This window comes from Streptomyces sp. NBC_00390, from assembly GCF_036057275.1.
Classification (GTDB): Bacteria; Actinomycetota; Actinomycetes; order Streptomycetales; family Streptomycetaceae; genus Streptomyces.
Genome location: NZ_CP107945.1, coordinates 416,314 through 425,919 on the forward strand (window position 1 = coordinate 416,314; position 9,606 = coordinate 425,919).

Below are 9,606 nucleotides of genomic sequence, written 5' to 3' on the forward strand. Positions count from 1 at the left end.
AAGTCGGGCCCCACCGAGGTCCCTCGATCAGCCATCAGCCACCTGGCTGTTCGACCTGCTGAGCGATGCAGAGGGCCTCTCCGAGCGTGCCGATCAGGTCCAACTGCGTGTCGAGGTGGTCGATGTGGTGCTCCTCGTCCGCCGGGATCGACTCGAAGGTGTTCGCCGAGGTGATGTCGCCCTTGCTGTGCATCTGCTCGACGCCCTGCCGGAGCCGGTCGATCGCTTCCACCTCGATCCGCCGGTCAGGCGCGCATCCTCGCGCCGAACTACGGGCCGGATCCAGTGAGTTGAGCCTCAGTACGGACTGGCGTTCTCCACGCGCAGGGCGGGCCTGCGGCGCAAGGGCCGCGAGTTCGGCGCGCTCGGCCGGTTGCAGCGTCGCCCCCTCTTCGGGCGTGGGCTCCACCTCGGTGCCGACGCCGGCCCATGGCCCGCGAGATGCGAACTCGCTCACGCGCCCGGCCCGTACCCGTACTTCGGAGAACGACTCCCCCGGCTCCGGCAGCGGGACCGTCCCCGCGTCCGCCGGGGTCGTCGCCAGGCCCTGTCCGGGCGATCTTGTCGGGCCCGCGGGGCTCCCCCAGAGCTTCTCCCCCAGGACTCCGTCCGGGGGGACCCCCAGGAGGTACCCCCAGCTACGGCACCTCGCTGTGTTGTCGGAGTCGCCCGAGTGCGTCCAGTACGAGGGCGATCTTCCCCAGCCTCGGGCCGGGCGGTACCCCTACCGGCTTGCGATACGTCCCCTCGGCCCTGGCGGGCCTGGGGAAGCCCCACGCCTCGGCCCTGGCGGGCCTGGGGAAGCCCCACGCCTCGGCCCTGGCGGGCCTGGGGCCCATGCATCCGACGCCGCAGGCTGATCCTCGAAGGTCGCCCGGACAGGGCCTATCCGCAGGGGCGGCCCGGGTACTCGCTGCTCTCCGGTGCCCCTGCTGCACGCATCCGGCGCACGACCTCGCCGAGGACCTCGTCGTCCACGGGGGCGGGGATGTTGAGCTTCGTGTCGAAGACCATGCTGTCCTCGCCCGTGTGCCAGATGACCCACCGCGCCGGTGTCCTCGGCGGTTCCCAAAGAGGCGCGTGTCGCCGGAGGTTGTCAGCCGGAGTGCTCACAGCTTGCTCGCCTCCTTCGCGTCCCGCCCGTCCACGAACGTCGCCAGGACCTCGATGTCCCCGATCCTGGACGGATCGACGCGGCGCGGGTCGTCCGCCAGCACCACGAGGTCGGCGCGCTTGCCGGGGGTGAGGGTGCCCGCGCTGTCGTCCCACCGGGAGGCGTACGCCCCTGCGACGGTGTAGGCGCGCAGGGCCTCGTCGACGGTGATGCCCTCCTCGGGGCCGATGATCTGCCCGGACGTGGAGGCACGTTCCACCATGAACTGGATCGCGCGCAGCGGCGAGCCGTCGGTGACGGGCCGGTCCGAGCTGCCGACGAGCGTGACGCCGTGGTCGAGGAAGGCCCGGCCGCGGTACATCCACGCGGCCCGCTCCTCGCCCATGATCGCCGCGTAGTCGTCACCGAAGTAGCGCAGGAAGTTGGGCTGGATCACGGCACTGAGACCCAGGCGGGCAAAGCGCGGGAGCTGGTCGGGTCGTATCAGTCCGGCATGCTCGATGCGGTGGCGCGCGTCCGGCCGGCGGCGCAGCCGCTGGGCCCGCTCCAGGGCGTCCAGCGCGATGTCGGCGGCACGGTCCCCGATGGCGTGGACGGCGAGCTGCCACCCGGCGAGGTGCCCGTCCACGATGAGGTCGGCCAGGGCCTCGGGGTCCTGCTGGAGCTGGCCGGTGTGGGTCATGCCCTCGTACGGGGAGGTGAGCGCCGCCGTGCGGGCCATCATCCCGCCGTCGGTGTAGATCTTGAGTGCTCCCACGGAGAGCCAGTCGTCGCCGAACCCGGTGCGCAGGCCGAGGTCCAGGGACCGCGGGATGCCGTCGTCCCGGTGTGCGGGCAGCGGCCGCAGGGTGTCACCGGCCGCCATGAGCTGGACCCGCAGGGACAGCCGGCCCTGGTCCCGGAGCAGTTGGTAGGCGCCGAGCTCGACCGGGCTGTGCCCCAGGAGGCCGCCGCCGATGCCCGCTTCGGCGCAGGCGGTCACCCCCTCGGCCAGGCACATCCGGGCGGCATGCTCGATGGCGTCGGCGAGCTCGGCCTGCGAGTACGGCAGGCGCAGCCGCCGTGCGGCCGTCATGGCGCTCTCCGCCAGGAAGCCGTCCTGGTGCGGGACATCGGCGGGCAACAGCTCCAGGACGGCGCTGTTCACCACGCAGGCGTGCCCGGAGTCGTGCATCAGGAACACCTTGCGGCCGTCGCTGACCCGGTCCAGTTCGGCCGCGGTCAGGTGCCGGCCGAGGGCCCGCTGGTCGTATCCGGCGACATCCACCCAGGCACCGGGCGTGCCCCTTCGGGCGACAGCCTCCCGCACGACCGCGAGGACATCCTCGACCCGTCTGCAGGGGGCGACGCTCGGGGTGCTCGCCTTCAGCCCGGTCCACGCCAGGTGGACATGGCTGTCGATGAAGCCCGGCAGGACGGTGGCTCCCTGAAGGTCGATCACCTCTCGCGCGGGCAGCGAGGTCACCGCGTCGTCCAGGCCCACGATCCGGCCGCGCCAGATGCCCAGGTCATGGGCGACCGGATGGTCCGGGTCCATGGTGAGGACGTACGCGTTCGTCAGCCTCGTACAGAGCATGGGCTTCCGTCCCTAGAGTCTGTCGGCCACGGCGGTGTCGGCGGCGATGAAGGGGCGTTTTCGGGCGGCGGGCACCATCAAAGGAGTGCCGGTCTCCGGGTCGTCGATGATCCGGCAGGGCAGGCCGAACACGTCCTCGACGAGCTCAGCGGTCATGATCGTCGCGGGATCGCCTTCGGCGGCGACCTCGCCGCCCGCCCTCATCACCACGAGATGGGTGGCGTAGCGGCACGCCTGGTTGAGGTCGTGGAGAACCGCGACGATCGTGTGTCCCTTCCGTGCGTGCAAAGACGCACACAGCTCGAGGACCTCGACCTGGTGGGCGATGTCGAGGTACGTGGTCGGTTCGTCCAGCAGAAGGATGGGTGTCTGCTGTGCCAGCACCATGGACAGCCATACGCGTTGCCGCTGACCACCCGAGAGGTCGTCGACGGGCCGCTCGGCGAGTTCGAGCACGCCGGTCTGGCGCATCGCCTCGGTCACGGCTGTCTCGTCCTCTGCGGACCACTGCTTCAGCAGCCGCTGGTGGGGATAGCGGCCGCGGGCCACGAGGTCGCCGACCGTGATCCCGCCGGGCGCGGTCGACGACTGCGGGAGCAGCCCGAGGCGCCGGGCGACCTCGCGGGAGCGGTACGACGCGATGGCGGCGCCGTCGAGGCAGACCTGTCCGGACCGGGGTTTGAGCATCCTCGCGAGCGCCTTGAGCAGAGTGGACTTGCCACACGCGTTCGGCCCGATGATCACGGTGAAGGAGTGGTCCGGGACGTCGACTCCGAGGCCGGTGGCCACGGTGCGCTGGTCGTAGGACAGCGTCAGGTCCTCGGCCCGCAGCCGGGGGGCCCGGTGCCCCGCGGGGGCCGTCCCGGCCCTCCCGGTCGTCTCCGTCGTTCCAGTCATGCGCGGCTCTTTCGGGACTCGGTGACCAACAGCCAGATGAGGTACAGCCCGCCGATCGTGCCGGTCGCCGTGCCCACCGGGAGGAGTGCGGGTGCGAAGAGGCGCTGCACGAGGAGATCGCTGAGGGCGAGCAGCACGGCCCCCAAGAGGGCGGACGGCAGCAGTGCGGGACCGGACGTCCGGGCGAGCCTGCGCGCCAGCTGCGGCGCGGCCAGCGCGACGAACCAGATCGGGCCGGTCACCGCCGTGGCGAACGCGGCAAGGGCGACGCTGATCACGAGCAGTGCCGCCCGGGTGCGGGCCACGTCGACGCCGAGCGCGATCGCCGTGTCGTCCCCCATCTCCACCATGGACAGCCTGCGGGACAGGAGGAGGGCGAGCGGGAGCAGGACCGCGACGGCGAGCCCGATGGCGTTCGCGTGGACCCACAGCCGGTTCCCCAGGCTTCCGAGCAGCCACGCCTGAGCCTCGAGCGCCTCCTGCCAGGTCGCCCGGGTGATCAGGTACGAATTGACGGCGAGGAGCAGGGCACTGACGCCGATGCCGACGACCACGAGCCGGAACCCCTGCAGTGCCCGGCCCACCATGAGCAGATGCACGGCCGCGGCGGTGGCGAGGCCGCCGATCAGGGCGCCGAGCGCGATCTGGGTCATGCTGCCGTGCAGGACCACGATGACCAGCAGCGCTCCGGTGGCGGATCCGTTCGTGAAGCCGATGATGTCGGGGCTGCCCAGCGAGTTGCCGGTCAGACTCTGCAGGATGGCGCCGCTCACGGCCAGGGCGGCACCGACGCACAGGGCGGTCACCAGCCGGGGCATCCGCAGGGTGTTGACGATGAAGTCGGCCGCTCCGGAGCCGCGGCCGATCAGAGCGTCGGCCACCTCGCCGAGGGACAGTTCGAAGTCCCCCGTCGTCAGTGTGACGGCCATGACGGCCACGAGCGCGGCGAACAGGACCACGGACGCGACCACGGCCCGGCCCTGGACCCGTACGGAGAACCTTCCCGAACGGGTGCGCACAGCGATGCCCGTGACGACGCGGGGCGTCGCGGCGGCCGGGCCGGCGTCGGAGACGGAGGGCTCTGACCCCCGTACGGCTCTCACAGCATGACCAGCTTTCGACGGCGGCACAGCGCGATGAACAGGGGCGCACCGACGAACGCCGTGACGATGCCGACCTGGACCTCGCCCGGGGCGCCGAGTACTCGGCCCAGGACGTCGGCCCCGATGAGCAGGACCGGTGCGAGCAGCATCGAGTAGGCGAGCACCCACCGCTGGTCGGGTCCGACGACGAACCGTGCCACGTGCGGCACCACCAGGCCGACGAACCCGATCGGTCCGGCGGCGGCGGTGGCCGCGCCGCACAGCAGCACCACTCCGACGGCCCCCAGGATGCGGGTCCTGTTGACGTTGACTCCCAGGGCCCGCCCCATCTGGTCGCCCATGGCGAGCGCGTTGAGCGCGGGCGCCAGCACGAGGGCAAGGAGCAGCCCCACGGCCACGAACGGCAGGATGATGAGGACGACGTCCATCCTGCGGCCGGCCAGGGAGCCGACCGTCCAGAAGCGGAACTGGTCGAAGGCCCGCGGGTTGAGCAGCAGGACCGCCGAGTTGAAGGCGTACAGAACGGCCGTCACCGCCGCTCCCGCGACCACGAGCCGGTCGGGTGTGGCCACTTTCCGTCCGGACGAGCCCAGCACGTACACGACCACGGACGCGACGGCCGCGCCGACGAAGGCGAACCAGACGTAGCCGAGGGCGGTGCCGATCCCGAAGAATGCGATGGCCACCACGACGCCGGAGGAGGCGCCCAGGCTCACCCCGAGCAGGCCGGGGTCGGCGAGCGGATTGCGCGTCAGCGACTGCATCAGGGCGCCGGACAGGCCGAGGGCGATACCGACGAGCAGTCCGAGGAGTGTCCGCGGGATCCGGTACTCGTGGACGATGACCGAGGTCTCGGACCCGTCAGGGCTCCACAGCACGCTCCACGTCGACGTGAAAGGGATGCCTCTGGTGCCGAGCCAGACGCTGAGCAGTCCGACCAGGACCAGAGCGGCGAGAGCCAGAAGCAGGCCGAGCCCCCGGAGCGCGGACACGGACCGGCGCACTTCGGGTGCGACCGGGGCCGGCTCCATCCTTCCGGGCGGCGCCTGGGTTTCCACCGACAAAGACAACCCCCCGGCCCCTAGCGGCAGTTCACGCGAGATGCAGAAGATGTGAGATACGGACGGCAACTCACGACTTAGGTGAGGCTAACCGAACAAAGCGGGGAGGTCAACGTGCGGACAGGGTCACGGCCGACCAGCAGGAACGGACCCACGATTAGAGTAGCCTTACCTAACTAGCCAACCACCTTTGTGGAGGTACCGCATGCTCGATGGAGAACTGACGGGGGGCCACGTTCTCCGGAGAGCGATCAGGGGCCAGCGCCGCCGAATCGTCGCGGCGTCGTCGCTCGGCATGGCCCACCAATGCTGCGAGGCACTGGTGCCGGTCGTCATCGGCATGGTCATCGACGAAGCCGTGGCGACAGGATCCACGTCCGCGCTCTGGCGCTGGCTGCTGGCTCTCGCTGTGCTCTTCCTCGTCCTGTCCACGTGTTACCGGACCGCCGCGAGGATCACGGACGGCTCCGGCGAGCACGCGGCCCACCGCATCCGGCTCGATCTCGGCGCCAAGGTGCTCGACCCTCGGGGCGGAGCCGACAGGGGCCGGCTGCCCGGCGCGCTGACCGCCGTCGCCACCGGCGACGCCGCCCGGGTGGGCGCCGTCGCGGCAGCCCTGCCGTACGCGGTCTCGGCGCTCGCCGGACTGGCCGTCAGCGCCGTTGCCCTGCTGCGCATATCGGTGCCCCTGGGGCTCCTCGTCCTGCTCGGGGTCCCGCCCCTCCTGTGGCTGGGCCATGTGATCAGCCGGCCGCTGGAACGGCGCAGCGAGGCCGAACAGGAACGTGCCGCCCACGCCTCGGGCGTCGCCGCCGACCTCGTCACCGGCCTGCGCGTCCTGAAGGGCATCGGGGCCGAGCCCGCCGCCGTGTCCCGCTACCGGCGGACCAGCCAGGAGTCGCTGGCCGCCGCCCTGCGCGCCGCCCGCAGCAGGGCCTGGCACGACGGCGCGATCCTCGCGCTGACCGGCGTCTTCATCGCGGTCATCGGCCTTGTGGGCGCGCATCTGGCCATGCGCGGCTCGATCAGCGTGGGTGACCTCGTGGCGGCGGTCGGCCTCGCCCAGTACCTGCTCGGCCCGTTCCAGTTGCTCACCTACGTCAACGGCGAGTTCGCGCTGGGGCGGGCCTCTGCGGACCGCGTCGCCGAGATCCTCGCCTCACCACCGGCTGTGGCAGCCGGGCAGAAGACCCTCCCGCAGCCGGTGACCGGTCGCCTCCGCCTGCGAGGTGTCGCCCTTGGTGCGCTGCGCCGGATGGATGCCGACATCGCCCCCGGCAGCCTCGTCGGAATCGTCGCCAAGGACTCGGCCGTGGCGAACGACCTCCTGCTGTGCCTGGGCCGCGAGCTCGATCCCGACGAAGGCACGGTCGAACTCGACGGAGTGCCGCTGACAGAGCTGCACCCCGACACCGTCCGCCGGGCGGTCCTGGTCGCCCACCACGACGCCGCCCTCTTCGAGAGCAGCCTCCTGGACAACGTACGGGCCGCCACGGACCCCACCGAGAAGGACGTCGAACGGGCTCTGGCCGCCTCGGCGGCGGACGACGTCGCACGGGCGCTTCCCCAAGGCGTGGACACCCTGCTCGCCGAACGCGGGCGGTCACTGTCAGGCGGTCAGCGCCAACGGGTCGCGCTCGCACGGGCACTCGCCGCCGATCCCCCCGTCCTCGTCGTCCACGATCCGACGACCGCCGTCGACACGGTCACCGAGTCACGTATCGCAGCACGCCTCAGGGAGCTCCGGAGTGGCCGCACGACCGTTCTCGTCACCACCAGCCCGGCCCTGCTCGCCGCGACCGACCGGGTCCTGGTGCTCGAGGGCGGCGCGGTGACGGCGGAAGGCCGCCACCTGGAACTGGTCGCCGCCGACGAGGCGTACCGTGCGGCGGTGCTGGCATGACGGACCAGGTGAACCGCCCCTCCGTGATCGAGCCCCGCGACGGCCGGCTCCCGAACGGACCCGGTACGAGCGCCCCGAACGCGAACCGGCCCGGCGCGACCGGCCCCGGCCGAAACAGCCCCGGCCGGGGCGAAGAAGGACGTGAGATGAGCGGACCTGCCACGGACGATCGTGAGCTGCTCCCCACCGCCACCGGCGCCCAGACCCTCGCCGTCGTAGCGGCGCTGCTGCGCCGTCACCGGCTGCTGGCGCTGGCCTCGGCGGCCGTGCTGGTCGTCGGCACGGGCGTCGGGCTCCTGACGGCTCCTCTGCTCGGCCGCATCGTCGACCTGGTCGTGGCGCGGCGTGGCGCGGGCGCGCTGACCGTGCCACTGGTGCTGCTCCTCGCCGTGGCCCTGGCCAGGGGGGTCGCCACCGCTGTCGGCGCCTCCCTGGTGGCCCGCCTCGGCGAGACGGTCCTCGCGAGCCTGCGCGAGCAGTTCATCGCACGCGCGCTGCGGCTGCCGCTCGAGCGCGTCGAGCGGGCCGGGTCGGGCGACCTGACGTCGCGGGTGACCGGCGACGTCACCGTCATCGCCAAGGCCGTACGACAGGCCCTGCCCGAGCTCGCCGGGGCACTCCTGACCATCGCCTTGACGCTCGTCGGACTCGCCGTACTGGACTGGCGGTTCCTGCTCGCCGTGCTGCTGGCGGTTCCCGTCCACGTCCTCACGGTCCGCTGGTACATCCCGCGTGCCGCGAAGGTGTACTGCGCGCACCGGGTGGCGAGCGGTGCGCTGCAGCACCAACTCCTCGACAGCGTCGGGGGCGTGCGCACCGTACGCGCCTTCCGCCTGGGCGACCGGCACGCACGGCTGCTGGAGCAGCGGTCCGGGGATGCCGTCGACCTCGCGCTGCGTGGCATCCGGCTGGTTTCCGGCTTTTTCTCCCGGCTCAACGCCGCTGAGTTCATCGGCCTGACGGCGGTGCTGGTCACCGGCTTCCTCCTGGTCGACCACGGGTCGGTGAGCATCGGCACGGCGACCGCCGCCGCCCTCTACTTCCACGGTCTCTTCAACCCGATCAACGCCGCGCTCTTCCTGATCGACGACGCGCAGTCGGCGGGCGCGAGCCTCGCCCGCCTGGTGGGCGTCTCGAACCTGCCCGTCGAGCCCGAGTCCGGCAACAGCGGGGCCGCGCCGGTGGACGGCGCGGTCAAGGTCACCGCCCTCAGCCACGCGTACGTCACCGGCCACCCGGTGCTCCACGACGTCGACCTGGAGATACGGAGCGGAGAGCGGGTCGCCCTGGTGGGCGCGAGCGGGGCGGGGAAGACCACTCTGGCCAAGCTCATCGCAGGCGTCCACGAGCCGAGCGGCGGGTCGATCTCCCTGGGCGGAGTCGACGCCCGGGAGCTGGGCCCGGCCGGCGTACGGCGCGCGGTGACGCTGATCAGCCAGGAGGTGCATGTGTTCGCCGGCCCGCTGGCCGAGGACCTGCGGCTGGCCCGGCCGGACGCCACGGACGAGGAACTGCGCACGGCACTGGCCGGGGTGGGGGCCCTGGAGTGGGCCGAGGCGCTCCCCGACGGCCTCGCCACGGTCGTCGGGGAGGGTGGGCACACGCTCACCGTGACCCAGGCCCAGCATCTGGCCCTGGCCCGCCTCATGCTCGCCGATCAGCCGATCGCCATCCTGGACGAGGCCACCGCCGACGCCGGCAGCGCGGGCGCCCATGTCCTGGAGACCGCTGCTCTACAGGCGCTTGAGGGCCGTACGGGGCTGATGGTGGCCCACCGGCTCCCGCAGGCGGCGACCGCGGACCGTGTGGTCGTCCTGGACCAGGGCCGTGTGGTGGAGACCGGCACACATGACGAACTGATCGCGGCGGGCGGCCGTTACGCCGCGCTGTGGACGGCGTGGTCCGACAGCCGGCAGTAGCCCTGGGACCCGTCCGGCGCCGCAGTCACGTGG

7 protein-coding genes and 1 pseudogene are annotated in these 9,606 nt (G+C 72.1%); 2 read left to right on the forward strand and 6 right to left on the reverse strand.

The genetic code is table 11. From position 1 onward, the window contains the following. Nucleotides 1-34: 34 nt before the first annotated feature. The 6 genes and pseudogenes from OHS70_RS01765 to OHS70_RS01790 form a co-directional block, all read right to left on the reverse strand. Nucleotides 35-247, reverse strand: a pseudogene (locus tag OHS70_RS01765) (ferritin-like domain-containing protein); the annotation flags it as partial. A 638-nt stretch (nucleotides 248-885) separates the two neighbouring features. Next, entirely contained in the window at nucleotides 886-1,014 is a 129-nt protein-coding gene (locus OHS70_RS01770; RefSeq protein ID WP_328392873.1) for a hypothetical protein, read from the reverse strand. A 95-nt stretch (nucleotides 1,015-1,109) separates the two neighbouring features. Beyond that, nucleotides 1,110-2,690, reverse strand: coding sequence for an amidohydrolase (locus OHS70_RS01775; protein ID WP_328392875.1), 1,581 nt, complete (start codon nucleotides 2,688-2,690; stop codon nucleotides 1,110-1,112). A 12-nt stretch (nucleotides 2,691-2,702) separates the two neighbouring features. Continuing rightward, nucleotides 2,703-3,587 (reverse strand): ABC transporter ATP-binding protein, encoded by an 885-nt coding sequence (locus OHS70_RS01780; RefSeq protein ID WP_328392877.1) that lies wholly within the window; start codon nucleotides 3,585-3,587, stop codon nucleotides 2,703-2,705. Continuing rightward, nucleotides 3,584-4,690, reverse strand: coding sequence for a FecCD family ABC transporter permease (locus tag OHS70_RS01785; RefSeq protein WP_328392879.1), 1,107 nt, complete (start codon nucleotides 4,688-4,690; stop codon nucleotides 3,584-3,586). The genes OHS70_RS01780 and OHS70_RS01785 overlap by 4 nt, the downstream gene beginning before the upstream one ends. Beyond that, nucleotides 4,687-5,721, reverse strand: coding sequence for a FecCD family ABC transporter permease (locus OHS70_RS01790; protein WP_443062549.1), 1,035 nt, complete (start codon nucleotides 5,719-5,721; stop codon nucleotides 4,687-4,689). Before OHS70_RS01790 ends, OHS70_RS01785 begins: the two co-directional genes overlap by 4 nt. A 235-nt stretch (nucleotides 5,722-5,956) precedes the next feature. Here OHS70_RS01790 and OHS70_RS01795 point away from each other — a divergent pair, with 235 nt between their 5' ends. After that, nucleotides 5,957-7,654 (forward strand): ABC transporter ATP-binding protein, encoded by a 1,698-nt coding sequence (locus OHS70_RS01795; RefSeq protein ID WP_328392883.1) that lies wholly within the window; start codon nucleotides 5,957-5,959, stop codon nucleotides 7,652-7,654. Nucleotides 7,655-7,800: 146 nt separating this feature from the next. Further along, entirely contained in the window at nucleotides 7,801-9,573 is a 1,773-nt protein-coding gene (locus OHS70_RS01800; RefSeq protein ID WP_328392885.1) for an ABC transporter ATP-binding protein, read from the forward strand. The last annotated feature ends 33 nt before the right edge of the window (nucleotides 9,574-9,606 follow it).

Excerpts from the sequence above, each read along its gene's own strand:
- OHS70_RS01795 (WP_328392883.1), top strand. The coding sequence starts at position 5,957 with ATGCTCGATGGAGAACTGACGGGGGGCCACGTTCTCCGGAGAGCGATC.
- OHS70_RS01800 (WP_328392885.1), top strand. The coding sequence starts at position 7,801 with ATGAGCGGACCTGCCACGGACGATCGTGAGCTGCTCCCCACCGCCACC.
- OHS70_RS01780 (WP_328392877.1), bottom strand. The coding sequence starts at position 3,587 with ATGACTGGAACGACGGAGACGACCGGGAGGGCCGGGACGGCCCCCGCG.
- OHS70_RS01775 (WP_328392875.1), bottom strand. The coding sequence starts at position 2,690 with ATGCTCTGTACGAGGCTGACGAACGCGTACGTCCTCACCATGGACCCG.
- OHS70_RS01770 (WP_328392873.1), bottom strand. The coding sequence starts at position 1,014 with ATGGTCTTCGACACGAAGCTCAACATCCCCGCCCCCGTGGACGACGAG.
- OHS70_RS01790 (WP_443062549.1), bottom strand. The coding sequence starts at position 5,721 with ATGGAGCCGGCCCCGGTCGCACCCGAAGTGCGCCGGTCCGTGTCCGCG.